This is a genomic window from Curtobacterium sp. BRB10, from assembly GCF_031844325.1.
In the GTDB taxonomy this organism is placed as follows: domain Bacteria; phylum Actinomycetota; class Actinomycetes; order Actinomycetales; family Microbacteriaceae; genus Curtobacterium; species Curtobacterium poinsettiae_A.
The window spans coordinates 35,276-61,694 of record NZ_JAUZVA010000003.1 but is presented as its reverse complement, the minus strand read 5'-3'; the positions used below and the strand labels follow the sequence as shown (position 1 = coordinate 61,694).

The 26,419-nt window shown below is 71.5% G+C and carries 23 protein-coding genes; 2 read left to right on the top strand and 21 right to left on the bottom strand.

The genetic code is table 11. The features are described 5' to 3' along the window. Positions 1–60 precede the first annotated feature (60 nt). Genes Q9R26_RS07105 through Q9R26_RS07085 form a run of 5 tightly spaced genes read right to left on the bottom strand, consistent with a single transcriptional unit; the run spans position 61 to position 3,326 of the window. Positions 61–1,023: a bifunctional riboflavin kinase/FAD synthetase gene (locus Q9R26_RS07105; RefSeq protein WP_311226892.1), complete on the bottom strand. Its 963-nt coding sequence runs from the start codon at positions 1,021–1,023 to the stop codon at positions 61–63. 8 nt (positions 1,024–1,031) lie between these two features. After that, positions 1,032–1,487, bottom strand: coding sequence for a hypothetical protein (locus Q9R26_RS07100; RefSeq protein WP_209134317.1), 456 nt, complete (start codon positions 1,485–1,487; stop codon positions 1,032–1,034). A 45-nt stretch (positions 1,488–1,532) separates the two neighbouring features. Next, entirely contained in the window at positions 1,533–1,898 is a 366-nt protein-coding gene (locus Q9R26_RS07095; protein WP_017887160.1) for a hypothetical protein, read from the bottom strand. After that, positions 1,895–2,857 carry a tRNA pseudouridine(55) synthase TruB gene (gene truB, locus Q9R26_RS07090; protein ID WP_311226891.1) on the bottom strand — a complete coding sequence of 321 codons (963 nt, stop codon included), beginning with the start codon at positions 2,855–2,857 and terminating at the stop codon, positions 1,895–1,897. The genes Q9R26_RS07095 and truB overlap by 4 nt, the downstream gene beginning before the upstream one ends. Before the next feature lie 22 nt (positions 2,858–2,879). Beyond that, the gene (locus Q9R26_RS07085; protein ID WP_051596740.1) at positions 2,880–3,326 is read right to left on the bottom strand and encodes a hypothetical protein; all 447 of its coding nucleotides are present in this window, start codon (positions 3,324–3,326) and stop codon (positions 2,880–2,882) included. 52 nt (positions 3,327–3,378) lie between these two features. Between Q9R26_RS07085 and Q9R26_RS07080 the strand changes: the two genes are divergently transcribed. Then, on the top strand, positions 3,379–4,305 hold the full coding sequence (locus Q9R26_RS07080; RefSeq protein ID WP_396136819.1) for an A/G-specific adenine glycosylase: 927 nt from the start codon (positions 3,379–3,381) through the stop codon (positions 4,303–4,305). Here Q9R26_RS07080 and rbfA read toward each other — a convergent pair. The 12 genes from rbfA to Q9R26_RS07020 form a co-directional block, all read right to left on the bottom strand. Continuing rightward, entirely contained in the window at positions 4,302–4,769 is a 468-nt protein-coding gene (rbfA, locus tag Q9R26_RS07075; RefSeq protein ID WP_209134315.1) for a 30S ribosome-binding factor RbfA, read from the bottom strand. The genes Q9R26_RS07080 and rbfA overlap by 4 nt on opposite strands. Positions 4,770–4,882: 113 nt before the next feature. Then, positions 4,883–7,735, bottom strand: a complete 2,853-nt coding sequence (gene infB / locus Q9R26_RS07070; protein WP_311226890.1) for a translation initiation factor IF-2 — start codon at positions 7,733–7,735, stop codon at positions 4,883–4,885. 74 nt (positions 7,736–7,809) lie between these two features. Next, positions 7,810–8,121, bottom strand: a complete 312-nt coding sequence (locus Q9R26_RS07065; protein WP_182065805.1) for a YlxR family protein — start codon at positions 8,119–8,121, stop codon at positions 7,810–7,812. Positions 8,122–8,189: 68 nt separating this feature from the next. After that, positions 8,190–9,185: a transcription termination factor NusA gene (nusA, locus tag Q9R26_RS07060; RefSeq protein WP_311226889.1), complete on the bottom strand. Its 996-nt coding sequence runs from the start codon at positions 9,183–9,185 to the stop codon at positions 8,190–8,192. Positions 9,186–9,328: 143 nt separating this feature from the next. Then, positions 9,329–11,080, bottom strand: a complete 1,752-nt coding sequence (locus tag Q9R26_RS07055; protein ID WP_311226888.1) for a proline--tRNA ligase — start codon at positions 11,078–11,080, stop codon at positions 9,329–9,331. A 284-nt stretch (positions 11,081–11,364) separates the two neighbouring features. Next, positions 11,365–12,519, bottom strand: a complete 1,155-nt coding sequence (ispG, locus tag Q9R26_RS07050) for a flavodoxin-dependent (E)-4-hydroxy-3-methylbut-2-enyl-diphosphate synthase (protein ID WP_171907786.1) — start codon at positions 12,517–12,519, stop codon at positions 11,365–11,367. Positions 12,520–12,575: 56 nt separating this feature from the next. Continuing rightward, on the bottom strand, positions 12,576–13,136 hold the full coding sequence (locus tag Q9R26_RS07045) for a cysteine hydrolase family protein (protein ID WP_182065803.1): 561 nt from the start codon (positions 13,134–13,136) through the stop codon (positions 12,576–12,578). Then, on the bottom strand, positions 13,133–14,611 hold the full coding sequence (locus Q9R26_RS07040; protein ID WP_311226887.1) for a cytosine permease: 1,479 nt from the start codon (positions 14,609–14,611) through the stop codon (positions 13,133–13,135). The genes Q9R26_RS07045 and Q9R26_RS07040 overlap by 4 nt, the downstream gene beginning before the upstream one ends. 24 nt (positions 14,612–14,635) lie before the next feature. Then, complete coding sequence (locus Q9R26_RS07035; protein WP_311226886.1) at positions 14,636–15,970, bottom strand: site-2 protease family protein; 1,335 nt, start codon at positions 15,968–15,970, stop codon at positions 14,636–14,638. A gap of 124 nt (positions 15,971–16,094) precedes the next feature. Further along, positions 16,095–17,207 carry a 1-deoxy-D-xylulose-5-phosphate reductoisomerase gene (gene dxr, locus Q9R26_RS07030; protein ID WP_311226885.1) on the bottom strand — a complete coding sequence of 371 codons (1,113 nt, stop codon included), beginning with the start codon at positions 17,205–17,207 and terminating at the stop codon, positions 16,095–16,097. 2 nt (positions 17,208–17,209) lie between these two features. After that, positions 17,210–18,181 carry an FKBP-type peptidyl-prolyl cis-trans isomerase gene (locus Q9R26_RS07025; RefSeq protein WP_071404621.1) on the bottom strand — a complete coding sequence of 324 codons (972 nt, stop codon included), beginning with the start codon at positions 18,179–18,181 and terminating at the stop codon, positions 17,210–17,212. Between the two features lie 6 nt (positions 18,182–18,187). Further along, complete coding sequence (locus tag Q9R26_RS07020) at positions 18,188–18,697, bottom strand: OsmC family protein (RefSeq protein WP_209134307.1); 510 nt, start codon at positions 18,695–18,697, stop codon at positions 18,188–18,190. A gap of 34 nt (positions 18,698–18,731) precedes the next feature. Between Q9R26_RS07020 and Q9R26_RS07015 the strand changes: the two genes are divergently transcribed. After that, entirely contained in the window at positions 18,732–19,724 is a 993-nt protein-coding gene (locus Q9R26_RS07015; protein ID WP_182065799.1) for an asparaginase, read from the top strand. Positions 19,725–19,741: 17 nt separating this feature from the next. Here Q9R26_RS07015 and Q9R26_RS07010 read toward each other — a convergent pair whose 3' ends face one another. The 4 genes from Q9R26_RS07010 to Q9R26_RS06995 all read right to left on the bottom strand — a co-directional run bounded on the left by Q9R26_RS07010 (position 19,742) and on the right by Q9R26_RS06995 (position 26,350). Further along, positions 19,742–20,509, bottom strand: a complete 768-nt coding sequence (locus Q9R26_RS07010) for a hypothetical protein (RefSeq protein WP_311226884.1) — start codon at positions 20,507–20,509, stop codon at positions 19,742–19,744. 65 nt (positions 20,510–20,574) lie between these two features. Then, positions 20,575–22,566 (bottom strand): zinc-ribbon domain-containing protein, encoded by a 1,992-nt coding sequence (locus Q9R26_RS07005; RefSeq protein ID WP_396136818.1) that lies wholly within the window; start codon positions 22,564–22,566, stop codon positions 20,575–20,577. Further along, on the bottom strand, positions 22,563–25,025 hold the full coding sequence (locus Q9R26_RS07000; protein ID WP_311226882.1) for a transglutaminaseTgpA domain-containing protein: 2,463 nt from the start codon (positions 25,023–25,025) through the stop codon (positions 22,563–22,565). Before Q9R26_RS07000 ends, Q9R26_RS07005 begins: the two co-directional genes overlap by 4 nt. Before the next feature lie 11 nt (positions 25,026–25,036). After that, on the bottom strand, positions 25,037–26,350 hold the full coding sequence (locus tag Q9R26_RS06995) for a DUF58 domain-containing protein (RefSeq protein WP_259578012.1): 1,314 nt from the start codon (positions 26,348–26,350) through the stop codon (positions 25,037–25,039). Positions 26,351–26,419: the final 69 nt, after the last annotated feature.

Below are 26,419 nucleotides of genomic sequence, written 5' to 3'. Positions count from 1 at the left end.
ACGGGGGCGTCGTTCGTACGGGGGAACCAGCAGGCGAACCGAGTTGGCGAGCTCGGCAGGTCAGACCGGCGCGGGCAGTCCGAGCAGCAGCCGGATGTCGAGGTCGTCCTGCCGCATCTGTGCGGCGAGCTCGTCCATCGACGAGAACTTCACCATGCCGCGCACGTACGACACGAAGAGCACCGAGATCCGATCGCCGTACAGGTCGATGTCGACGTCGAGCAGGTGCGCCTCGATCTGCTTCGCCGGGACGCCCTCGAACGTCGGATTGTTGCCGACCGACACCGCTGCCGGGTAGACCGTGCCGTTGTGCAGCACCCGGGCGGCGTAGACGCCGTCGGCGGGGACGAAGCCCTCGCACGCCGGATCGAGGTTCGCGGTGGGGTAGCCCATCGCCCGGCCGCGTTGGTTGCCGTGCACCACGACGCTCCGCACGGCGTGTTCCCGCCCGAGGAGTCGAGCGGCCTCGGCCACGCGGCCCTCGCCCAGGAGCTCACGGATCCAGGTGGAGGACACCCGTCGCTCACCGTCGGGTCGGACGTCGTCGATGAGGTCCACGTCATCGATGAGCTCGACGGTGAAGCCGTGCTGCTCCCCGAGGGCACGCAGCAGCGCGACGTCACCGGCGCCCTTCGCACCGAAGCGGAAGTCGCTGCCGACGAAGACGAGCCGGGCGTGCAGCGTGTCGACGAGGATCTCGGACACGAACGCCTCGGGCGACTTCGACTGCAGTTCCTCGTCGAAGCGGAGCAGCAGGGTCGCGTCGACCCCGGCGTCCTCGAGCAGTTCGCGGCGCTGCGCGGTGCTCGTCAGGGCGGGCGGGACGTGCGGCGGGTCGATGACGTTGAGCGGGTGGCGGTCGAACGTGACGACGGTCGCCACGAGGTCGTGCTCGCGGGCGGCGCGCTCGAGGTGCGCGATGACGGCTCGGTGCCCGACGTGCACGCCGTCGAACTTGCCGATGGTGACGGCGCTCGGCCCGAACCCGTCCGCCACGTCGGCGGTGTCCTCGTAGAACTGCACGGTGGCTCCTACTCGCTCGCCGGGGCGGTGGTGGAGGACGCAGCCGGCGCCGACGGCTCGGTGCCCGCGGTGCGGTGGTGCTTGCGGAGCCACCAGAGCCCGGCGATCGGCAGCACGAGCGGCGCGAAGGCGTAGCCCAACCCGTAGTAGGACCAGATGGTGTCGTCCGGGAACAGCTGGCGGTCGAACAGCGACAGCGTGCCGATGACGAGCACGCCGGTCATCTCGAACACGATCGTGACGCAGGCGACCCGGTACCAGAACCGGCCGGGCACGATGAGGGCGATCATGGCGACGATGTAGACGACGGCAGCGACGGCACTGAGCGTGTAGGCGAACGGCGCGAACGAGAACTTCTCGATGATCTGCACGACGCTGCGACCGGTCGCCGCCAGCGCGAGGATGCCGTACACGGCGATGAGGACGCGGCCGATGCCGGTCGCGAGTGAGGATCTGGTCGCCATTGCACCGATTCTACCGACGCGCGGCCGCGCGCATGACCTCCGGCGTCAGTTCAGCGCGAACCAGATCTGGTACATCCGGTAGACCATCACCGCGACGGTGAAGGCCCCGGCACCGAGCACCACGGTGCTCCACTTCGTGCGGTCGATCAGTGCCCACACGACCGCGGCCGGTGGGACGAGCAGCACCGAGACGGCGTACACGCCGAACTCGAGCGCGTTGCCGTCGGGCGGACTGCCCGTCGCCGGGAGCACGATCGAGATGACGCCCTGCACCAGGAGCAGCAGCTCGATGAGCACGAGGGCGCCGACGGTGTAGTCGTTCGGCTTCCACCCGATGAACCCCACGACGACCGCGAAGAGACCCACCACCACGGCGAGCACCAGCTGCACCCACATGAACCACTCGATCACGCGCGCGCTCCGGTCTGCGAGGAGGACGACGCCCCGGGCGTCGGGAAGTTCGTGATGACGCGGAGCAGTCCGCGGCGGACGGAGACGAGGCCGACCAGCCGGTCGTCGGACGCGGCGACCGCGGCGACCGGACCATCCGAGTCGGGGTGCTCGGCCGCCACGCGCTTGCCGTCGGTGAGGTCCTTCGCCGAGGCTGCGTCGAGGGTCACGGACGAGAAGAGTCGCCGGGCGACGTCCGCCGGACGCGCGAGCGCCGCGCGGACGTCGACGGTGTCGTCCTCGAGGTCGATGGCGTCGTGCACGTCGAACGGTCCGACGCGGGTCCGACGGAGGGCGACGAGGTGCGCCCCGGTGCCGAGGGCCGCGCCGACGTCACGGGCGAGCGCGCGGACGTAGGTGCCCGACGAGCAGGTCACGACGATGTCCAGGTCCACCACGGCGACGTCGGTGCCGTCGACGGCGACGGTCCGCTCGTTCCGCGTCGTGACGTCGAACTGCGAGACGGTCACCGTGCGGGACTTCAGCTCCACCGCCTCGCCCTTGCGCGCCAGGTCGTACGCACGGCGCCCGTCGACCTTGATCGCACTGACCGTGGAGGGGACCTGGTCGATCACGCCCCGCTGTGCTGCGACGGCGGTCTCGACGGCGTGGTCCGAGACGTCGGCACCGGCCACACCGACAGCGGCCGTCGGCGTGCCGTCGGCGTCGTCAGAATCCGTCGAGACGCCGAGCCGGATGGTCGCCGTGTAGGTCTTGTCGAGGCCCACCAGGTGCGTCAGCAACCGCGTGGACGGCCCGACGCCGAGCAGCAGCAGCCCGGTGGCCATGGGGTCGAGCGTGCCGGCATGGCCGACCTTCTTCAGGCCGAGGCGCCGACGGGCGATGGAGACCACCCGGTGGCTGGAGATCCCCTGTGGTTTGTCGACGAGGAGGATGCCGTCCGGCGCGGTTTCGAGCACCAGGCGAGATTACCAGCGCCGGTCAGCAGGCGTCGTTCCACTCGCGACGGGGGTGCTCGGGATCGGTGACGTCGAGCACCGCGGAGGCCGCGATCTTCACGTCGGCACGGCGCTCGAGCCGGCCGGACTCCTGCTCCACCCACAGCGACCAGCGCCACAGGGTACGCACCCCGGGGGCCAGGACACCCCGTCCGTGCACGATCAGGACACCGTCACCGGCCCCGGTCGTGCGGAAGGGCGTCACCAGGTCGGACCGCAGCGTGTCCTGGTCGGCGGACGGTGCGGCGGCCGCCATCGCGGAGACCCCGTGCTGCTCGAAACCGGTGACGAGCGCGGCCGCGACCCGCTCGAGGTCGGTGCCGTCCTGCCCGTCGACGCCGATGACGGTGCGGTTCGTGCCGACCTGCGCGATCGCCTCTGCAGCGATCGCAGCCATCGTGTCGGTCTCTTCGGGTGCCCAGCGTGCCATGCGTCCACCGTAGGCTGTCGAGGTGAACGCGAGTCGGGCCTCCAGACCGGATGTGGACAACCCGACCGCGCGACGCGGTGTGCAGGAGCCGGCCACGCCGGAACGGCCAGACATCGCGACCCCGCTGATCACATGGTTCCGGCAGCAGGCGCGGGACCTCCCGTGGCGCCGCCCCGGCTTCCCCGCGTGGGGGACGCTCGTCAGCGAGATCATGCTGCAGCAGACGCAGGTCGCGCGCGTGGTCCCCCGTCTGGAGGCGTGGCTCACCCGGTGGCCGACGCCTCGCGACCTCGCGGACTCGCCCCCGTCCGAGGCGGTGCGTGCCTGGGACCGGCTCGGCTACCCGAGACGCGCGCTCGCGCTGCACGCGGCAGCGACCGTGATCGCGACCGAGCACGGCAACGTCGTGCCGCGCGACGTCGACGCCCTGCTCGCGCTGCCGGGCATCGGTGACTACACCGCGCGGGCTGTCGCGGTCTTCGCGTACGGCGACCGGCACCCGGTGGTGGACGTCAACGTGCGCCGCGTGCTCGCACGTGCGGTCCTCGGCCAGGGCGAACCCGGGCCGGCGAAGGCGAAGCAGGACCTCCCGCTGATGGAGTCCGTGCTGCCGGCGGACCGCGACGACGCAGCCGCCACGAACGCCGCCGTGATGGAGCTCGGCGCGCTCGTGTGCGTGTCCCGCTCCCCCGCCTGCGATGCGTGCCCGATCGCGGACCGCTGCGCCTGGCGTGCGGCCGGGTACCCGGAGCACGACGGGCCGCGGGCTCCGCGGCAGGCGAAGTTCGCCGGCAGTGACCGCCAGGTGCGCGGCCTGATCATGGCCGAGCTGCGCGCCAGCGACGTGCCGGTCAGCCGGTCCGAGATCGAGCCGGTGTGGCCGGACGCCGACCAGCGCGACCGGGCGCTCGCGTCGCTGCTGCGTGACGGACTGGCCGTCGGCGACGACGCGAGCGGCTACCAGCTGCCCGGGGTCTAGGAACGGGCTTCGGCGGAGCCGTCGTCCTCGGCTTCGTCGTTCTCGTCCTCGTCGCGCTTGTACGGGTCGGCGTCGCCGGCGTACGTCGCGCCGACCGACGCGGCTCGGACCTGCTCGTCGCGCACCTGGGCCTGCACGAGCAGGTCCTCCATGTGCGCCGAGGTCTCCGGCAGTGCGTCGGCGATGAACTCGAGCGACGGCGTGAGCCGGGCGGTGATGTTCTTGCCGACCTCGGACCGGAGCATGCCGGTCGCCGCCTTGAGCGCCGCGGCGGAGTCCGCCCGCTCCTCGTCGGTGCCGTACACGGTGTAGAAGATCGACGCGTGCTGCAGGTCACCGGTCACACGGACGTCGGTGATCGTGACGAACCCGAGTCGCGGGTCCCGCAGACCCTTGTCGAGTCGACGAGCGACGACTTCCTTGATGCGGTCCGCCATCTTGCGTGCGCGCTGCGGATCGGCCATTGGGTGCCTCCTGAGGCAGTGGCGGGACGCTTCCCGCCGGTGGTCCTGCGTGGGAAAGGGGTCGGGCCCCGGCCTCCCGCACGGGGAGGCCGGGGCCCAGAGGAGTCACGCGATCAGTCGCGCGGCTTCTCGACGAGTTCGGTCGTCTCGACCTCGTCGCCGATCTGGATGTCGTTGAACTTGCCCAGACCGATACCGGCTTCGAAGTCCGTGCGGACCTCGGTCACGTCGTCCTTGAAGCGACGCAGCGACTCGATGGCCAGGCCATCGGCGATCACCACACCCTCGCGGATGACGCGCGCCTTGGCGTTGCGCGTGATCGTGCCGGAGCGGACGATGACACCCGCGATGTTGCCGAACTTCGAGGAACGGAACACCTCGCGGATCTCGGCGACGCCCGACTGGACCTCTTCGTACTCGGGCTTGAGCATGCCCTTGAGGGACTGCTCGATGTCGTCGAGTGCGTTGTAGATGACCGAGTAGAAGCGCACGTCGATGCCTTCGCGCGCCGCACGCTCACGGGCCTTGACGTCCGGACGGACGTTGAAGCCGATGACGATGGCGTTGTCGATCGTGGCGAGGTCGATGTCCGACTCCGTGATCGCACCGACACCGCGGTGCAGGATGCGGAGCTGGACGCTGTCGTCGACCTCGATGTCCAGGAGCGACTGCTCGAGCGCCTCGACGGCACCGGAGACGTCACCCTTGATGATGAGGTTGAGCGACTCGACCTTGCCCTCTTCGAGCGCACGGGTGAAGTCCTCGAGCGAGATGCGCTTGCGCGACTTCGCCAGCAGGGCGTTGCGCTCGGCGGCCTCACGCTTCTCGGCGATCTGACGCGCCGTGCGGTCCTCTTCGGTGACGAGGAAGGTGTCGCCGGCGCGGGGCACCGAGGACAGACCCTGCACCTGGACCGGGCGGCTCGGCGTCGCGGCCTTGACCGCGACCCCGTTCTCGTCCGTCATCGCACGGACTCGGCCGTAGGCCGTGCCCGCCACGATGGCGTCACCGACGTGGAGCGTGCCGGACTGGATGAGGACCGTGGCGACTGCACCGCGACCCTTGTCGAGCCGGGCCTCGATCGCGACACCACGGGCGTCCTTGTCGGGGTTCGCACGCAGGTCGAGACCGGCGTCCGCGGTGAGCAGCACGGCGTCCAGGAGCTCCTGGATGCCGATGTTCTGCCGCGCCGACACGTCGACGAACATGACGTCGCCGCCGTACTCCTCGGCCACCAGGTTGTACTCGGTGAGCTGCTGGCGGACCTTGGCGGGGTTCGCGCCTTCCTTGTCGATCTTGTTGACCGCGACGACGATCGGCACACCGGCCGACTGCGCGTGGTTCAACGCCTCGATGGTCTGGGGCATGATGCCGTCGTCCGCCGCGACCACGAGGATCGCGATGTCCGTCACCTGGGCACCACGGGCACGCATGGCCGTGAAGGCCTCGTGACCCGGGGTGTCGATGAAGGTGATCGGGCGGTCGATGCCCTCGTGCTGCGCGACGATCTGGTACGCACCGATGTGCTGGGTGATGCCACCGGCCTCGCCCTCGACGACCTTCGAGTTGCGGATCGCGTCGAGGAGGCGGGTCTTGCCGTGGTCGACGTGACCCATGACGGTGACCACCGGCGGCCGCTGCTGCAGCACGTCGTCGTCTTCGTCCTCGAGTTCTGCGTCGAGGTCGATGTCGAAGCCCTCGAGGAGCTCCTTGTCCTCGTCCTCGGGGGAGACGATCTGGATCTTGTAGCCCAGCTCGTCGCCGAGGACCTCGAACGTGGCCTCGTCCAGCGACTCGGTCGCGGTCGCCATCTCACCGAGGTGGAACAGCACCGTCACGAGGTTGCCGGGCATGGCGTCGATCTTGTCCGCGAAGTCCGAGATGCTCGCACCACGACGGAGTCGGACGACCGTGTTGCCGTCGCCGCGCGGGACCTGCACGCCGCCGAGCGACGGGGCCTGACGCATCTCGTACTCGGCGCGCTTCGTCCGCTTCGACTTGCGGGCACGGCTCTTGCCGCCACCGCGACCGAACGCACCGGCGGTACCACCACCGGGGCCACGACCACGGCCACCGCCACCGGCGGGACGCGGGCCGCTGAAGGCCGGACGCGGGAAGCCGCCACCGGCACCGCCGCCGGCACCCGGACGGGCACCGGGGCCGCCACGGCCACCACCCTGGCCCGGGCGCTGCCCGAAGCCGTTGGGACGGTTGCCCTGACCGGGACCACCCGGACGCGGAGCACCCGGACGGGGCGTGCCCGGACGCGGGGGCTGCGGACGCGGGATGCCACCGCCACCAGCTGCGCCGGCGGCCGGGCGCTGGCCCATGCCCTGGTTGGACGAGTACGGGTTGTTGCCGGGGCGCGGCGGGCGCGAGCCCATGCCCTGGTTCGACGAGTACGGGTTGTTGCCCGGACGTGCACCGGGCTTCGGGCCACCCGGCTTCGGACCGGCGGCCGCGGGAGCCTTCGGGCTGGTGCCCGGCTTCACGGCGTCGGACTTCGGCGACGCGTCGGTCGACCCGCCTGCCTGCTCGGCGGCCTGCTTCTCAGCGGCCTGCTTCTCGGCGCGGGCCTTCTGCGCAGCCTCGGCCTCGGCCTGTCGCTGCGCGACGGACTTCGGTGCGGCCGGTGCGGGCACGTCGGCAGCGGGTGCTGCCGAGGCCTCGGGCTCGGGAGCCGGTGCCGGACGAGCCGGACCCGGACGGGGGCCGCCGGGCTTGGGTGCACTCGACTTCGGCGCGCTGGCCTTGGCGGGTGCGCTCGGCGCGGAGGCCGAGGCGGCGGGCTTCGCCGCGGGGGCGCCGTCTGCCTGGAGGGCGGCACGGAGCTTCCGTGCCACGGGGGGCTCGATGCTCGAGCTGGCACCCCGGACGAACTCGCCGAGCTCCTTGAGCTTCTCGAGTGCGGTCTTGCTGTCGACGCCGAGTTCGCTTGCGATCTCGTGTACGCGTGGTTTAGCCACTGTTCTCCTTCACGGGCCCCACCCCGTGAAGGGGCAGGACTCAATGGATGACGGGTCTCATTTCGAGCCGCTCATCAGTTGTCCATAAGCCGTTCAGCCTGTTCTGTCATGTCCGGGCGCTCGGTCGGTTCCTGTGGGAGACCGATGATGTGGTCGAGCACCGCGGACGTGTCGGGATCGCGATCCAACCGGAGCGCACGGCGGAAAGCCCTGCGCTTGACGGCCAGATCGTAGGCATCGACGGTCGGTGTGAGCCATGCTCCCCGGCCCGGCATGACTGCCTTCGGATCCGCCACGACACGACCGTCGCTCAGGGCGACGACTCGGAGGAGGGAGGATCGGGAAGCGCGACGGCGACTGCCGATGCACGTTCTGACGGGAACCACTCTACTCCTTGCCTCGGACGTGCGCGATCCGGCGCGCCCTCGCAGGGCGCGCCGGGAGCGAAATCGTCCTAGTCCTCGCCGTCCAGGATGGAGTCCGGCTGGATGTCGATGCGGGCACCGGTGAGCTTCGCGGCCAGGCGGGCGTTCTGCCCCTCCTTGCCGATCGCGAGCGACAGCTGGTAGTCCGGCACGAGCGCGCGGACGGCCTTCGTCGAGGCGTCGAGCACGAACGCACTCGTCACCTTGGCCGGCGACAGGGCGCTCGCGACGAACGACGCCAGGTCGGACGAGTAGTCGACGATGTCGATCTTCTCGGCACCGAGCTCGTTCGTGACGGACCGGACACGTGCGCCGAGCTCGCCGATGCAGGCACCCTTCGCGTTCACGCCCGGCTCGTTCGCCTTGACGGCGATCTTCGTGCGGTGACCGGCCTCGCGGGCGAGCGAGGTGATCTCGACGACACCGGACGCGATCTCCGGGACCTCCAGCGCGAAGAGCTTCCGGACCAGGCCCGGGTGTGTGCGCGACACGGTGATCTGCGGGCCCTTGTTGCCCCGGGCGACGCTCGTCACGTACACGCGGATGCGGGAGCCGTGCGTGTACGACTCCCCCGGCACCTGTTCTTCGGGCGGCAGGATCGCCTCGATCGTGCCGAGGTCGACGTGCACCATCTTCGGGTTCGGGCCCTGCTGGACCACGCCCGCGACGATGTCGCCTTCCTTGCCGCGGAACTCGCCGAGGATCTTGTCGTCGCCGATGTCGCGCAGACGCTGGTTGATGACCTGCTTGGCCGCGAAGGCCGCGATGCGTCCGAAGTCGCTCGGCTGGGCGACGGCCTCGCCGATGACGGTGCCCTCGTCGTCGAGCTCGGGGACGTAGACGCTGACCTCGCCGGACTTCCGGTCGAGCTCCACACGCGACTGCGCGTGGGCCGGCTCGCCGTTCTCGTCGGCGTGCTTCTGGTACGCGGTCAGGATGGCAGATTCGATGATCTGGACGAGCTCGTCGAACGGGATCTCCCGCTCGCGCTCCATGAGTCGCAGGACTGCGAGATCGATCTTCACCGAGGTGCCTCCGTATTCAGATGAGTCGCTCCTGCGGGGTGGAACTGCGCAGAAGTCGGCCACAAGCCTACCCCAGAACCACGAGACGGACTGGAGGCCCGTGGCGGCGTCGCCACGGGCCTCCAGTCCGTCAGGGGTCGCGTCTAGATCGCGCGGACCGCGTCGAGCAGGTCGGCCACCGGCACGTCGCGGCGGTCGCCGGTCGCGCGGTCCCACAGCTCGACGACGCCCTCGGCGGCGCCGCGGCCGGCGACGACGACGATCGGCATGCCGAGCAGTTCGGCATCGCGGAGCTTCACACCGGGCGAGACCTTCGGGCGGTCGTCGTACAGCACGTCGAACCGCTCGCCCTCGAGCTCGGCGACGACCGAGGCCGCCAGATCGTAGGCAACCTGGTCACGGCCCGTGGCGACGATGTGCACGTCGAACGGCGCGACGTTCTTCGGCCAGACCAGGCCCTTCTCGTCGTTGTGGGACTCGGCCAGGATCGCGAGGATGCGGGTCACGCCGATGCCGTACGAGCCCATCGTGACCGTCGCGAGCTTGCCGTTCTCGTCCTGCACCTTGAGACCGAGCGCCTCGGCGTACTTGCGACCGAGCTGGAAGACGTGCCCGATCTCCATGCCGCGCGCGGTCTCGAGCGGACCGGAGCCGTCCGGGGACGGGTCACCGGCCCGGACGTCGGAGACCTCGACGACACCGTCGGCCACGAAGTCACGGCCGGCGACGAGGCCGGAGACGTGCACGCCGCGCTCGTTGGCGCCGGTGATCCAGCTCGTGCCGTCGACCACGCGCGGGTCGACGAAGTAGCGGAGGCCGGTGGCGCTGTCGGCACCGAGGACCTGCGGTCCGATGTAGCCCTTCACCAGGCCCCGGTGCTTCTTGAAGTCGTCGTCGCCGGCGGCCTCGACCTCGGCCGGAGCGAAGGACACTTCTGCGCGCTTCAGGTCGACGTCGCGGTCGCCGGGCAGGCCGACGACCACGACCTCGCGTGTGCCGTCGAGGTGGGTGAGCGCGAGGACGACGTTCTTCAGCGTGTCGGCCGCGGTCCACGGAGCGCCCTCGCGGGGCGCGACCTGGTTCGCGTGGGCGACGAGCGTGTCGATCGTCGGGGTGTCCGACGCCGGCAGCAGCACGGGCTCGGGCTGGCCCTCGATCGGCAGCGACTCGGGGACGGGGGTGACGTACGCCTCGACGTTGGCCGCGTAGCCGCCTGCGCTGCGGACGAAGGTGTCCTCGCCGACGCCGATGGGGTGCAGGAACTCCTCGGACTTGGAGCCGCCCATCGCACCGGCGTCGGCCTGGACGATGACGTAGTCGAGGCCGAGGCGGGCGAAGATCTTCTCGTACGCGTCGCGCATGACCTGGTAGCTGCGCTCGAGGCCCTCGTCGGTGAGGTCGAACGAGTACGCGTCCTTCATCGTGAACTCGCGGCCGCGCAGGAGGCCGGCGCGGGGGCGGGCCTCGTCGCGGTACTTGTCCTGGATCTGGAACAGCGTGACCGGCAGGTCCTTGTAGGACGAGTACAGGTCCTTCACCAGGAGGGCGAACATCTCCTCGTGCGTGGGTGCGAGCAGGTAGTCGGAGCCCTTGCGGTCCTGCAGGCGGAACATGCCGTCGCCGTACTCGGTCCAGCGGTTCGTCGCCTCGTACGGCTCGCGCGGCAGCAGCGCCGGGAGCAGGACCTCCTGCGCACCGGCAGCGATCATCTCATCGCGGATGATCGCCTCGATCTTGGCGCGCACCCGGAGTCCGAGCGGCAGCCAGGCGAAGATCCCCGGGGACTGGCGACGGACGTAGCCGGCGCGGACGAGCAGCTTGTGGCTCGTCACCTCGGCGTCGGAGGGGTCGTCGCGGAGCGTACGGAGGAACAGATGCGAAAGCCGTGTGACCACGGGGCAAGCCTAGTGGCGGCGGACCGACCGCGCGGGCTCCCTGCGGGGGCCCGCGCCCCGCGGCCCGCGCCGGGCTCGAGCGACGCGGGCGGCACGGTGCGAGGTTCGCTCGCTCGTGCGGCACCAGCTGCTCCGTGCGCGGCCGCAGGCTCGCGCGGAGCGATCCACCCGGCACGGAAGCGCGGAGTCCGCACCGTGCGGTACCAGCGCCGGCACCCCACGACGACGGACCGGAGGCCCGGTGCCAGCTGGCACCGGGCCTCCGGTCCGGAGGGTGGTCGCGCCTACGGCGCCATGATCACCTGGGGCGTGCCGGTGGCGGCGGCCGGCCCCATCTCGTCCGCGATGCGGTTCGCCTCGTTGATCAGGGTCTGCACGATCTCGGCCTCGGGCACGGTCTTGACGACCTGGCCCTTGACGAAGATCTGCCCCTTGCCGTTGCCGGAGGCCACGCCGAGGTCGGCCTCGCGCGCCTCGCCAGGTCCGTTCACGACGCAGCCCATCACGGCGACACGGAGCGGGACGGTCATGCCCTCGAGCCCCTTGGTGACGTCGTTCGCGAGCTGGTAGACGTCGACCTGTGCGCGACCGCAGCTCGGGCAGGAGACGATCTCGAGCTTCCGCTCGCGCAGGTTGAGCGACTGCAGGATCTGCAGGCCGACCTTGACCTCCTGCGCGGGCGGAGCGGAGAGCGACACGCGGATGGTGTCACCGATGCCCTCGGCCAGCAGGATGCCGAACGCGGTGGCGCTCTTGATCGTGCCCTGGAACTCCGGGCCGGCCTCGGTCACGCCGAGGTGCAGCGGCCAGTCGCCGGCGGCGGCGAGCTGCCGGTAGGCCTTGACCATCACGATCGGGTCGTTGTGCTTGACCGAGATCTTGAAGTCGTGGAAGTCGTGCTCCTCGAACAGGGAGGCTTCCCACACCGCGGACTCGACGAGCGCCTCGGGGGTGGCCTTGCCGTACTTCTGCAGCAGGCTCGGCTCGAGCGATCCCGCGTTCACGCCGATCCGGAGGGAGACGCCGGCGTCCTTGGCGGCCTTGGCGATCGCGCCGACCTGGTCATCGAACTTGCGGATGTTGCCCGGGTTGACCCGGACGGCAGCACAGCCGGCGTCGATCGCCTGGAAGACGTACTTCGGCTGGAAGTGGATGTCGGCGATCACGGGGATCTGCGACTTCTTCGCGATGATCGCCAGCGCGTCGGCATCGTCCTGCGTGGGCACGGCGACCCGGACGATGTCGCAGCCCGACGCCGTGAGTTCGGCGATCTGCTGCAGCGTCGCGTTGATGTTGGTGGTCTGCGTCGTGGTCATCGACTGCACGGACACCGGGGCGTCGCCACCCACGAGCACCTTGCCGACCCGGATCTGCCGCGACTTGCGACGCGGAGCGAGGGTTTCGGGGGACTTGGGCATACCGAGGTTGACTGCGGGCACGTGAGCACTCTACGCGCTCGATCTGACCGTGCTGGGTCCGGTCCCCGTGCGTCTGTTCAGAGCTCCCTGACCGAGTCGACGACCGTGATGAGCGGGGCGTAGAGCCGCATCACCGCGAGCGCACGGTCGTGGTCCGCGTCGGTCCCGCCGGCGCAGGCGTCGGCCACGACGGTCACCGTCGCACCGGCGTCGGCCGCCGCCAGCGCGGTCGACAACACGCAGCAGTCGGTCGACACCCCCGTGAGCACCAGGTGCGGGTGGTCGCCGACGACCGCCTGGAGGCTCGTCCCCCACTTGCCGAAGGTCGGTTCCGTCACGACGGGGTCGTTCCGGTCCGCGGCAGCTGACGCGAAGGGCTCGGTGAGCGCGTAGAGGGGGTCGGCGCCCGGGACCAGTGCGAAGGGCCAGTCGCGGTAGTACGGCACCCACGCCCCCTCGGGCTGCGCCGGCGCCACGAAGCGGGTGAAGACCGTGCGGCCCGTGAACCGCGGCAGGAGCCGCTCGATGCCGGCGCCGGCATGGTCGTACCGCGGGGCGGCCCACGGGTTCTCGCCCGTGAAGACCTGCTGCATGTCGATGACGACGAGCCAGGCGTCGTCGGGGATCTCCGCGCTCATCGCAGGTCGTCCGGCGTGCCGAGCGCTTCCTGGTGACGGATCGACCCGCGCGCGAACAGCAGCGTGCCGAGGAACCCGACGAGCAGGGCGACGAGGACGCCGAGGTTCGCGTAGGCCCACGGCCCCTTGCGTCCGCCGAGGCCGAACGGCTCGAGCAGGTAGCCCTGCCAGTTGAGCCAGGACGGCACGCCGAGGGTGTTCGTGACCAGACCCCAGCCGAGCGCGGTGCCGAGCACGACGAGCACGATCGGCAGCCACCGGACGTCGCCGTAGCGTCCGTGACGGTCGTCGAGTTCGGCCTCCGCGTACGCGCGGCGTCGCAGGACGACGTCAGCGACGAAGATGCCGGCCCAGGCGGCGATCGGCACGCCGAGGGTGATGAGGAAGGCCTGGAACGGCGCGACGAAACTCGAGGCGAAGAACGCGATGTACACGGCGCCGGCGACCATGAACAGGCCGTCGACCCCGGCGGCGACCGGACGCGGGATCTTCACGCCGACGCTCAGGAGCGCCAGTCCGGACGAGTAGATGTCGAGCACCGCACCGCCGACGAGCCCCAGGATCGCGACGATCGCGAACGGGATCAGGAACCACACCGGCAGGATCGTCGTCAGGGCGCCGATCGGGTCGTTCGCGATCGCTGCCTGCAGGTCCGGCGACGACCCGGCGAGCATGACACCGATCACCACGAGGATCGCCGGCGCGAGGGCGCCGCTGAACGTGGTCCACCCGACGACGCCACGGGTCGAGGCCGAACGGGGCAGGTACCGGGAGTAGTCGGCCGCGGCGTTCACCCAGCCGAGTCCGAAGCCGGTCATCACCAGGACGAGGGCCCCGGTCACGCTCTGGGCGCTGCCCGACGGCAGAGCACCCAACGTCGCGAAGTCGATCGTCGGCGCAGCGAGCACGATGTAGACGACGGTCAGTACGGCCGTGACGATTGTGATGACGGCCTGCAGACGCATGATGACGTCGAACCCGGCGATCCCGGCGCCGACGATGAGGGCCGCGACCACGACGAGGGCGACGACCTTCGTCAGCACGCCGCCGTCCCACCCGAGTTCGGTGAACACCGTCGAGGTGGCGAGCACGGCCGCCGCGGCGAGCGAGGTCTCCCACCCGACGGTCAGCACCCAGCTGAGGAACGAGGGCAGTCGGTTCCCGCGGACCCCGAAGGCCGCGCGGCTGAGCACCATCGTCGGCGCCGACCCGCGCTTGCCGGCGATCGCGACGATGCCGCACAGCAGGAACGAGAAGGCGACCCCGACGACCGAGACGATCGTCGCCTGGGCCGGCGAGATCCCGAAGTCGAGGACGAACGACCCGTAGGCGAGGCCGAGGACGGAGATGTTCGCCGCGAACCACGGCCAGAACAGTCCTCGTGGGGTGCCCTTCCGATCGGACTCGGCGATGACGTCGAGGCCCTGGCGCTCGACGGTGCGAACCTCGGGAGGGTTCGGGGCGGCTGTGGTCATCCGCTGATCGTAACGCCGGAGCGACTACCCGAACAGGTTCACCGGCCGCACGATGTCGGCGTAGATGAGCAGCGCGCTCATACCCGCCAACAGCACCACGACGACCATCGTCAGCGGCATCGTCTTCGCCAGGTCGATGGGCCCCGGATCCGCCTTGCCGACGAGCTTGAACGACCGCCGCTTGATCGCTTCCCAGAGCGCACCCGCGATGTGTCCGCCGTCGAGCGGCAGCAGCGGGACCATGTTCAGCACGAACAGGCCGATGTTGAGCGAGGCCAGCAGCCCGAGGATCGTGTACGCCTTGTCGACCACGGGGACACCGCTCATCGACGAGACCTCGCCGATCGCACGGCCCACGCCCACCACCGACACGGGGCTGTCCTGCGACCGCTCCTGGGCACCGAACGCGGCGTTCCACACCGCGACCAGGCGCTGCGGCAGGTCGATGATCAGGTGCGCCGACGCCGCGATCTGGGCGCCGGTCGCGGGCAGCACCTCGGCCGGGGACTGCCGCACCAGGGACTGCCCGATGCTGACGCCGACCACGCCGACGCGCTGGGTCTTCGTGGTGCCGTCATCGTTCTCGACCACCTTGCCCTCGGCGTCGTAGACGTCGCGGGTGGCGGTCGTCGGGGTGATCTCGAGGGTCTTGCGGGCGCCGTCGCGCTCGACGACCACGGTGACCTGCTCACCGGCGGACTCCTGGAAGACCTCGGAGACACGGGAGATCGTGGGGTCCTGCTCGCCGTTCACCGAGAGCACGACGTCGCCGGACTCGATGCCCGCCTGCTTCGCCGGGGACACCGCGTCGCCCGGCGAGCACTCGGTCGTCTGGCTGTTCGGCAGCACGCACCCGACGCTCGACGTGAAGGTCGTCGTCGGCGCCCCGAACCCGCACAGCAGCACACCGAACAGCACGATGCCGATGACCAGGTTCATGGCCGGGCCCGCGACCATCACGATGATCCGCTTCCAGGGCGTCAGGCGGTAGAAGGCGCGGGAGTCGTCACCGCCGGAGTCCGCGATCTGCTCGGCGCTGGCCTGGCGGGCGTCCTGCACGAACGCGCCGTACATGCCGGTGTTCGTGATCGCGTTGGCCCGGCCCGACGCCCGCGGCTTGAGCATGCCGACCATCGAGATGTACCCACCGAGCAGGATCGGACGGATCCCGTACTCGGTCTCACCCCGCTTGAACGACCACATCGCCTTGCCGAAGCCCAGCGAGTACTGCGTCACCTTGACGTTGAAGAGCTTCGCGAAGGACAGGTGCCCCAGCTCGTGGAGTCCGATCGAGACCAGCAGGCCGATGATGAAGACGACCACGCCGAGGACGAAGAGCAGGACGGATTCGACGGTCACCGGGAAAGAGTACGGGACTGATTCCATGACGGAGCCGAGCGCCGTCTGAGAGGTGATCCGGGCCTCCCGTCCATCGCCGTCCGCGGTCTGCCGCCGCTGCGTCGACCGGGAGGCGCGACTCGCGTCAGCGGGTCAGCTTGCGGTCCGCAGCGGTGCGCGCCCACTGCTCCGCGGCGAGCACGCCGTCGAGTGACGACTCCCCCGCGGTGTGCTCCTCGACGACGCGCTCGACCGTGTCGACGATGTCGAGGAAACCGATCGCGCCGGCGTGGAACGCGGCGACGGCCTGCTCGTTCGCGGCGTTGAACACGGCCGGGAACGTCCCGCCCAGCTCGCCGACGCGCTTCGCGAGGGCGACGGCGCCGAAGGCGTCCTGGTCGAGCGGCTCGAACGTCCACGTGCTCGCGGTCGTCCAGTCGAGCGGCACACCGACGCCGGGCACCCGGTCCGGCCAGGCCAGGCCGAGCGCGATCGGCAGACGCATGTCCGGCGGCGACGCCTGGGCGATGGTGGAGCCGTCGACGAACTCGACCATCGAGTGCACGATCGACTGCGCGTGCACGGTGACGTCGATGCGGTCGTACGGGACGTCGAAGAGCAGGTGTGCCTCGATGACCTCGAGCCCCTTGTTGACCAGCGTCGCGGAGTTCGTCGTGACGACGAGACCCATGTCCCAGGTCGGGTGCGCCAGGGCCTGCGCGGGGGTGACGTCGCGGAGCTGCTCGCGGGTGCGCCCACGGAACGGACCGCCGCTCGCCGTGAGGACGAGCCGCTGCACCTCGGCGTCGGAGCCGGAGCGCAGCGCCTGCGCGATGGCGGAGTGCTCGCTGTCCACGGGCACGATCTGCCCGGGCGCTGCGGCCTGCTGCACGAAGGAGCCGCCGACGATCAGGCTCTCCTTGTTCGCCAGGGCGAGCGTGGCACCGCTCTCGAGCGCCGCGAGCGTCGGGCCGAGGCCGACCGAGCCGGTGATGCCGTTCAGGACGACGTCGGCCTCGACGCTCCGGACGAGCTGCTCCGAGTCGGCCGCGCCGAACGCCGTGTCGCGGACCCCGAACCGGGCGGCCTGCTCGGCGACGAGTTCGCGGTTGCTGCCGGCGGTGAGCCCGACGACCTCGAACCGGTCGGGGTTGCGGGCCACGACGTCGAGCGCCTGGGTGCCGATCGAGCCGGTGCTGCCGAGGACGACGATCCGCCGACGATCCGGACCGGTGCTGCCGAGGCGGCCGTCCGTCACGGTCAGCCCTTGGCGAGGATGTCGACCACGAAGACGAGCGTGGCGTTCTTCGGGATGCCCGAGCCCTCCTGCGGGTTCGCGCCGTAGGCGTCCTCCGGCGTGGCGACGATCAGGACCTGTGAGCCGACCTTCTGCCCGACGAGCCCGGTGACGAAGCCCTTGATGAGCGCGCTCTCCGACACGGTGAAGGTGGTGGGGACACCCTTCGACCACGAGGAGTCGAACTCCTTGCCGGTGTCGTACACGACGCCCTTGTACTGCACGAGGGCGGTGTCGCCGTCGGCGATCTCGGTGCCGTCGCCCTGCTTGAGCACCTCGACCGTGGTCTTCGTGGGCGCCTTCACACCGTCGGGGACCGTGATCTCCGGCTCGCCCGAGGCCTTGTCCTTGACCGTGGGCAGGCCCGGGTCCTGGTCCTGCGGGGTGCCGGTCGCCTTGGTCGGGGTCTGTGCGACGACGTCGGCGACCACGACGATCTCGCCGCCGGTGTTGAAGCCGAGTGCGGAGGACTGTCCGACCGCGGCGACCCGGTCGCCCACCTTCGAGCAGGCGAGGAGCGCGCCGAAGCCCGATCCCCCGACGGAGAGCACCTGCGGGTTGCCCTCGTCGAAGCCGACGGTGCCGAGCTTCTTGGCGTCCGATGCCTCGTACACGCTGTAGGAGACCTGCGCGTAGTCGCCCTCGTCGAGCGCCGCGCCCTTGCCCTTCACGAGGCGGGTGGCCTGCGGCGTCTTCGCGGACAGGCCGGACGAGAACTTCACGGTCGGGGCCTTCGGTCCACCGAACGACCCGGTCGCCTTGATGGCATCGGACGACTTGCCCGGGTCCGGGCAGGAGGTGATCGCCGAGGCCGTGGCACTCGCCGAGGGGGTCGGCGAGGCCGAGGACCCGTTCGAACCGGAGCCGGAGCAGGCGGCGAGTCCCAGCACGACGGCGGGGACGATGGCGATCGGGAGCAGGCGGAGACGCTTCACGAGGACCTAGTCTGCCCCACCTGTCGAAGAGTCCCCTGCCAATGACGCAGGTCGGACGACCAGCTGCGGCTCGTGGTGCACCGGGAACGCCACGGACCGCGCGATGAAGCAGAGCTCGTTGGCGGTGACGTGTGCTGCTTCGGCGTCCGCGACCCGGTCGGCTTCGAGGATCGTGACCACCGGGTGCAGGGTCGCCTCGGTCAGTTCACCCGAACCGTCGCGGTTCAGGCGGAGCGACGCGGTCGCGGTGTCCTGGTAGTCGACGACGGTGAAGCCCTTCGTCACCGCGACGTGCAGGTAGCTGAGCATGTGGCACTGGGCCAGCGCCGCGACCACCATCTCCTCGGGGTTCCAGCGGTCACGGTCCCCGCGGAACGTCGGGTCGGCGGAGCCGGGGACGTCGGGCTTGCCGGTCGCGGAGACCACGTGCTCGCGGCCGTAGTCGCGGTACCCGGAGGTGCCGGTCCCGCGGTCACCGGTCCAGCGGACGGAGACCTCGTAGGAGTGGTCGTGCACGGGTGCGCCCCTTCGCCTTGGCTAGCATGGCGGCATGACGGTGAGCCCCGAAGTCCGCAGTGATCGCCATCCTCTCACCGCCGACGGTTCCGTCGAGCTGGCGGTGCTCGAACGCTCAGGGTTCGACGAGAGCCGGCACGTCGGCGCCGGCGTCGTCGTCGACGCGACCGGCGCGGTGATCGACTCCGTGGGTGACGTGACCGCGAGCATCTACCCACGTTCCACCATGAAGCCGTTCCAGGCCCTGGCGGTCCGCCGTGCAGGTGCGCTGTTCTCCGACGAGGAACTCGTCCTCACCACCGCGAGCCACGCCGGCACCGCGGCGCACCAGGCGCTCGCCCTGCACATGCTCGAGTCCTTCGACCACGTCGAAGCCGACCTCGGCTGCCCGCCCGACATGCCCTTCGACCGCGGGACCGCTCGGACGATGGACGGCCCCCGCCGCCTGGCGATGAACTGCTCCGGCAAGCACGCCGGCATGCTCGCAGCCTGCCGGGTGAACGGCTGGGACGAAGCCACGTACCTGGACATCGAGCACCCGTTGCAGCAGCGGGTGCGTTCCGTCGTCGAGGAGTACACGCACGAGACCGTCGACCTGGTCGGCACGGACGGCTGCGGCGCCCCCGTCTTCCCGCTCACCCTGACGGGGCTGGCACGCGGGTTCGCCGGTGTCGTGGCGCGGGCCGACGACGACTCCGCTGCGCTGACCGATGCGGTCCTGGCGCACCCGTGGGCGATCGACGGCGTCGGACGCGCGAACACGGTCACCATCGAGCGCCTGCAGGTGCTGGCGAAGCTCGGCGCCGAGGGCGTCATGGTCATGGGCTTGCCCGGAGGCGCCGCCGTGGCCGTGAAGGTGCTCGACGGCTCGCAGCGGGCCGGCACCCTGGCGGCCCTGGCGCTGCTGGAGCGGAACGGGCTCGTCGCGTCGGACGGGGTGGCCGAGGTGCTCGAGGCGACCGGTGAGCGGGTGCTCGGCGGTGGTGTTCCCGTCGGCGCGGTGCGGGTCGGCGCCGGGTTGCGCTGATCGCAACTCGGCGCTGGTCATCGAACGGCGCTCACGGTGTCGGGTACGAGGACCGGCAGCGCCGGGGACACCCGGTCGACCGTGTGGTCGTCGGGTCGACGGACGGAACAGCCGTACCGCGAGACCTCGACGGTGACGTCCCGCTGACGGGGCGCCGATCCGAGTCCGGCCACGAGCACCACGGAGCCGTGGGGTCGGCCGTCGGCGCCCATCCGCACCGCGACCGAGGTCCCCGACGGCAGCGCGTGCACCGACAGGGTGCTCGCTGACCGGGTGCTCCGGGCTTGATCGGCGCTGCCGATCCCCACGGCGTCGAGGACCTCGGGAGCAGCGGCCCAGCGCAGGTCCTCGTCGGTGTGGACGGCAGCGGCTCGGAGCTGCTCGGCGAGCCCGCGGAACACCGCGACGGCGAGTGCTCCGGCACCGACGACCACGAGGTGGGACGCCGCGTCGACCCGGAGCACGCGGCCGCCCGGACAGTGCCCGAGGACGATCGCCGGCGTGCCGTCGCCGTCCTCGGGGACCGTTCCGGTCGGCGCCTCCGGCACACCGAACGGTTCGAGCTCGGCGGGCTGGTCGGGCGCGGGCGGCGCGACGAACGCGACCGGAGGGGTCCCGGGATCCGGCGACGCCGAACGGTGCAGCACCACGTCGACCAGGGCGCAGCACGCACCCGCGCCGAGCAGGACACCTTGCCCCGCGCCGCTGATCGGCGCGAGGACCCCGGCCACGACGAGCGCGACCGCGGCCCCCACGACCACGCAACGAGCGGCGAACCGGGACATGACCCCATCGCACCAGGAACGAGCGGCTCAGCGCCGGCCCGGGACCCGATCTGTGGAGAAGTCGCCTACTGCACCAGGAAGAACTGCTCACCGATGTCGACGCGTGCACCGCGTTCGACGCGGTACCGCCGGCCGGGCTCGCAGCGGCGGATCGATCCGTCGATGTGCCGCACGACCGTGCCGTTGCCGGAGAACCGGTCGGAGACCCACAGGTCGTCGCCGTCGCGGCCGAGCTCGAGGTGCGTCTTCGAGACGGACTTTCCCGGGTCGTGCACGGTCAGCAGGTCGTCGTACCGCTCCCCCGGCTGCGGTCGCGGCAGTCGGCCGAGCAGGCCCGTGCCGTGCACCCCGAGCCGCTCGCCCGTGCTGAAGTGCAGCACGAACTGCGCCCGGGTCGGGGTCTTCGCGACGATGCGGGTCTCGTCGACGTCCTCGTCGGGGTCGTCGAGCGCATCGGCCACCGCGTGCGACTCCGACCGGTCGACGGGCGGGAGCGGCAGCGCGGGTCCGGTCGCTCCCGGGATCGGGGGCAGCGGTGCAGCAGCGGGCGCGCCCGTGGTGGTGGCGGACGGCACCGAGGAGGGGACGGTGGCGGAACCGGGCACCGGCGGGATCGGCGTGCGCGGCACGGCGGACGTCCCGGTCGGCGGATCGGGCTCGGTCACCGGGGCAGCGTGCGCCCCACGGGGGCGTCGGCCGACATCGGACTGCTCGACCTCGGCGCGCAGGAACTCGTCGTCCACCGGGATCCCGTGGTGCGGCTCGTCGCCTGCGGCGCGCGCATCGGACCCGGTCGAACCCGCGGGCTCAGCCGCACCCGGGTCAGACCCGTCCGGTTCGTCCGGCTCGTTGCCCGCGTCGGGGGCCTGCGTGCCGTCGGACTCCTCGGCTGCCCAGTCGGGTCGGGTCATCGGCAGCGGCATGACCGGGCCGGTGAAGGCTGCGGTGACCGCCGGACGGACGGCTCCGCACTCGCCGCAGAAGATGTCATCGGGCTCGAGCCGGTTGCCGCAGACGTGGCAGATGGTCGTCTCGTGCATGCCCGGCGTGACGAGCGGTGCCGGACGGGGCGGTCGGCGGTCGATCAGCGGCTCGACCACGGCGGTGTCCCCGGGCTGCGGGGGCGACACGACGGCCGGCTGGTCGTCGGTGGCGCTCTTCTCCGACGCGGCCACGACCAGCTCGTCGGGCTCCGTCCCGGAGGCGTTGCTGCCTTCGTGTGTTTCCTGGGCCTGCCGGGCGAGCTCTTCGTCTGACGCAGGAGCAGCGGTGTGCTGCTCGGTGTCCTGCTCGGTGTCCGGCTCGGAAGCAGGTTCGGCGGGTGCTCCCGGCATCGGCGGGACGACCGGATCAGCCGGCGCCTCGGCAGCCGGGGTACCGCGACCCACCCACCAGGACGGACCAGCGGGTGCCGCCGGGGGTGCGGTGGCAGCTGGCGGTGCCCACACCGGCACGGAGGGCTCGGCAGCGGGCTGCGGCTCGACAATCTGGGGCTCGACGGGCTGGGGCTCGACGGGCTGTCGCGCCGCCTGGTCCGGGACCGACGACGCAGCATCGCGGATCGGGTCCTCGGGCGTCTCGGGGCGACCGGGAGCCGGCGCGATCCGCGTGCGTTCGGGGTCGTCGGCATCGAAGGGTCCGGACGGGTACGCGTCGGGATCGAGGGGAGGCTCGGACTCGGACTGGCTCGGTGCACCCGACCAGTCCTCGAGCCCGGACCCGGCACCGTGCACGTGGGAGGGGGCCTGGCGCGGGGCGAAGTCGTCGGGCCGCTGCACCGGCACGGGTGCCGGCGATTCGGTCCCACGACGGTCGGCACCGGTGAGCCAGGCACGCGTGGCGGGATCCAGCGTGGCTTCGGGCAACCAGGCGTCGGAGGCCGGGTCGGACCGTCGGCCGTGGGCGTCGGGTTGCTGCAACGGTGGCGGCGGTGCCTGTTCGACGGGGGTCGGCGCGACCGGGCGACGGTTCGCCGCGGCGGTGACCGCGCGTCCGCACTCACCGCAGAAGATCGCTCCGTCCGGGAGCATCGATCCGCAGTGTTCGCATCTGATCACGTGGTGCCTCTGTCCTCACTCGGCCGTCCACGACGCGCGTCCGGCCTCTGGACATCGTAGTCGCCGTGCCCCGACGCAGCCTGGCCGTCGGTCGTCCGACGGGACCGTGCCGTCGGACGGCGTCCCGTTCCCCGCAGTGACCGGAGCGAGACGGCGGTGCGGAACCGCTCCCGCCGGGTCCGACCCCTCCGGAGCGACCCGATCGCGTCGTCGGTCGCCGACCACATGCGGCCTGCGGTGGTCTGGTCGGCATCGCTCGGACCGAACACCGCACGGTCGGCCAGCGCGGCGAGTCCGGCGCCGCCGTCGCCCGGTGCACCGACCACGGCTTCGCGTCGGGTGGCGGACCGCCGCACGTCGTGCCCGCGGTCGAGCAGTGCGTCACGGTACTCGTCCCAGGCGCCGACGATGCGACCGCGGGGTGTGGTGGCGTTCCGCCGTCGTCGGCGCCGCAGTCGCTTCAGCAGCACGATCACAGCGAACGGCAGCAGGACGAGCGCGACCACACCGAGGGTCCCGAGGGCCCAGGGCAGCACCGCGAGCAGGATCTGGAGCCAGAGCGGCTGCACCGGCGGCGTGTTCCGGTCGCTCTCGGGCGGCGCCTGCTGGTCCTGGTCCTGCTGGTCGACCGGGGGCGGCGGCACGACCGTCTCCGGTCGGGTGACCGGCTGCGGGGTCTGCTGCTGCTCGTTCGGGATCTCGCGCACCTCGGGGTTGGGATTGAGCATCACCCATCCCCACTGCGCCGTGTCCACCTCGATGCGGGCCGTGACGTCGGACCCACGGAAGGTCGTCGTCCCGCCACGCACTGCGGCGCCGTCGCGGCCCGAGTCTCCCCCGGCCGTGAAGCCCATCACGACCCGTGCGGGGAACCCGATCTCGTCCGCCATCAGCGCGGCCGCCGCGGCGTACTGCTCCTGGTCCCCGATCATCAGGGGTGCGGTGAGGAGCTCCTGGACACGGTCCGCGCCGTGGCCGGACCGACTCATCCGGTCGTCGCCGACACCGTGGCTGACGTACCCGTTCCGCTGCAGGGACTGCACCGCGGCGAGGAGCTTCGCACCGGGTGCCGACACGTCCTTCGTCGTGGACTCCACGGTGTCGCGCACGGCGTCGGGGACGTCCCGTGCGGTGGGCACGGCGGCGCTCCCCGGGCGCGCGGTGGCCAGCTGCCGTTCCGTCGGCTGGTCGGGCAGCACCGCCGTCAGGTCGTAGGACGTGCCGTCCCCCACTCCGCCGACCACGGCGCCGGTGCCGGTCGATCCGTTGTAGAAGAAGGCGCCGCGCTCGTCGTCGGCGTCCTGCCCGGTGAACTCCACGCGCTCCAGGTCACCGACCGTCGGCAGCCACACACCGCGGTACCCGTCGACCGTCACACCGACGTGGACCGTGGTGCCCCGGACGCCACGGACGTCGACCGCGGTCGGCACACGTTCGAAGGTGCCCGAGCCGGCCGAGCCGTCTGCCCCGCCCACGCGGTAGACGACGCCGTCGTAGGTGTCGAGCGTCGCGATGCGGACGAACCCGCCCTCGGGCAGGCCGGTCACCCGGAGCTGGGTCGCGTCCGAGGCGGTGGACTCCTCGTACGCGCGGAACCCGCTGAGCGGACTGACGTAGTCGCGCGGGTCGAACGGCTTCACGACGTCCGTGCGTGCGACGGTGCGCTCACCCGACGGAGGTGCGACGAGTCCGAGTCCGGTCGCCACGACCGCCGCCGCCACGATGGTGCCGGTTCCCACCAGGGCGGGACGGACGATCGACCGCGCCACCGGCACGCGTGCACCGATGGTGGTCGCCACCGCGACCGCGCGACGCGCGTGCCGCACGGTCAGCGCCCAGACGAGGGCGAGGCCGACCAGGACGACCGCGGTCAGGATCGACGTGTCGAGCCGGCTCGGCCCGACGACGACGCCCACCGCGAAGAGCACCAGTGCCGGGATGCTCGCGAGTTCCTGCCTGGAGGCGCGGGTCGCCACGCTCACGGCCGTCACCGTGGCCACGAGCAGCGTCACGGAGTACGGCACGAGGAGCGCCTCGTAGGAGCCCACCGGCAGGCTGATGGTCACCAGCTGCTTCCAGCCGAGGGCGACGCCGGCGAAGAGGTCGAGGAGTCCGCGTCCGGTGGGCAGCAGGCCGTTGGCCTGACTCGGCACGGCGGCGGGGACGCCGGTGAGTGTGAAGGCGGCGACGGTCGCGATCGCCACGACGGCGGTCGGCAGCCGGAACAGGGTGCCGAGGAGCGCGACGACCGTCCCGACGACGATCGCCGTGACGGCGGCCGTGATCATCGCGCCGTCCCGGTACACCGGCCACCAGGACGTGCTCGCGACGGCCAGCAACAGCCAGACCGCCAGCGTGCCGCCGGCGAGCCGGAACGGCACGAGCCGCCGTGCGTCGCGACGGTCGGAACGCCGCGTCGAGCGCCTCGCCCGGTCCACGGCGGGGGCCGGGGTGGTCACGGGAGCGCCGCTCATGCTGCCGACGCCGATCGGTGCAGGGCGTGCCGGAGGTCGTCCAGGTAGCCGATGGTCATCACCGTCAGACCCGCGACGCGCAGGAACCGCGGCTGGGCCTCGGGCTCGCAGATCACCGCGACGACCTCCACCCCGACGGGGAACCGCGTGGCGGCGAGTCGGAGCGCGGGCAGGCCGACGGTCGACCCCACCACGAGGAACGCGACGGAGATGCCCTCGGTGTCGCTCCCGACGATCCGGGAGACCTCGGCGATCGGCAGGCACGCGTCAGCGAGGCCGACCGAGGCGAAGTCGTCGAGCAGGCGCGTCGGCGTCACGGTGGGGAGCGTCCGCACGGCGTACACGGCACGCTTCGCGAACTCGGGCGTGCGCTGGGACACCACGACCGAGACCTCACGGCCGTCGCGGATCGCCCGCGCGCCGAGGGACGCGGCCGCGCTCACCGCGAGCTCGAACTCCTCGTCGTCGGCGAACTCACCTCGGGCGATGCCGAGCGCGACGACGAGGTGCGAGCGACGGGTGTCCTCGAACTGCCGGACCATGAGCGCGCCGGACTTGGCCGTCGACTTCCAGTGGATGGTGCGCGGGTCGTCGCCGGGCATGTACTCGCGGATGGCGTGGAAGGCGATGTCCGCGGGCGACAGGTCCGTCGTCGCCTGCCCCTCGAGGTCGCGCACCAGGCCGGTGCTCGTCGACGGGATCGCGATCGTGCGCGGGTGCACGATGACCTGCTCGCGGGCGGTCCAGACGAGCTCGCGGCGGACGAGTCCCACCGGGTCGGCGCGGACACCCGTCACCGGACCGACGTCGAGCACCCCGCGGCGGAGCGTCGGGACCGGGACCTGCCGCTCGAAGGTACCGTGCGGCCCGATGGCCGGGATCGCGACGTCGACCAGGCCGGACCCGACCGGCACCTCGACGGTGGTCGGCACCGACGGCAGACGCGTGGGGTTCTCGGCCGTGATGACCACGCCGGCGTCGTCCCCGACCGCCACACGGTGCTGCGGCAGCCGCATCCGGATCGCCAGCCGCGACCGGCCGATCAACGCCACCGCGGCGACCACCGCGAGCACGGCGCCGGCGAACCCGACGACGACGATCTCCCGCAGCCCGAACCGGTAGCCGGTCACGAACGCGACGAGCGTCAGGGCGGCGACCGTCCACCCGAGCCCGGTGACGACGGACGAGACCTCGCCCCAGAGACGCAGGACGAGCCTCCAGGCCGTTGCCCAGAGCCGGACGATCCCGATGACCGCATCAGCTGCCACGCCCTCACGGTCACCGACGATGCGCGTCCGGACGTTGGTCATGCCGGTGACCGTCCCCGTGCGCTCGTACGCCGTCGTGCCACGACGCGACCGCGTCGAGGACGGACGGCG

Coding starts and splice junctions, on each gene's coding strand:
- Q9R26_RS06995 (WP_259578012.1), bottom strand. CDS start 26,350: ATGACCAACGTCCGGACGCGCATCGTCGGTGACCGTGAGGGCGTGGCA.
- Q9R26_RS07045 (WP_182065803.1), bottom strand. CDS start 13,136: ATGAGCGCGGAGATCCCCGACGACGCCTGGCTCGTCGTCATCGACATG.
- Q9R26_RS07100 (WP_209134317.1), bottom strand. CDS start 1,487: ATGGCGACCAGATCCTCACTCGCGACCGGCATCGGCCGCGTCCTCATC.
- Q9R26_RS07040 (WP_311226887.1), bottom strand. CDS start 14,611: ATGACCACAGCCGCCCCGAACCCTCCCGAGGTTCGCACCGTCGAGCGC.
- rbfA (WP_209134315.1), bottom strand. CDS start 4,769: ATGGCCGATCCGCAGCGCGCACGCAAGATGGCGGACCGCATCAAGGAA.
- Q9R26_RS07085 (WP_051596740.1), bottom strand. CDS start 3,326: ATGGCACGCTGGGCACCCGAAGAGACCGACACGATGGCTGCGATCGCT.
- Q9R26_RS07015 (WP_182065799.1), top strand. CDS start 18,732: ATGACGGTGAGCCCCGAAGTCCGCAGTGATCGCCATCCTCTCACCGCC.
- Q9R26_RS07010 (WP_311226884.1), bottom strand. CDS start 20,509: ATGTCCCGGTTCGCCGCTCGTTGCGTGGTCGTGGGGGCCGCGGTCGCG.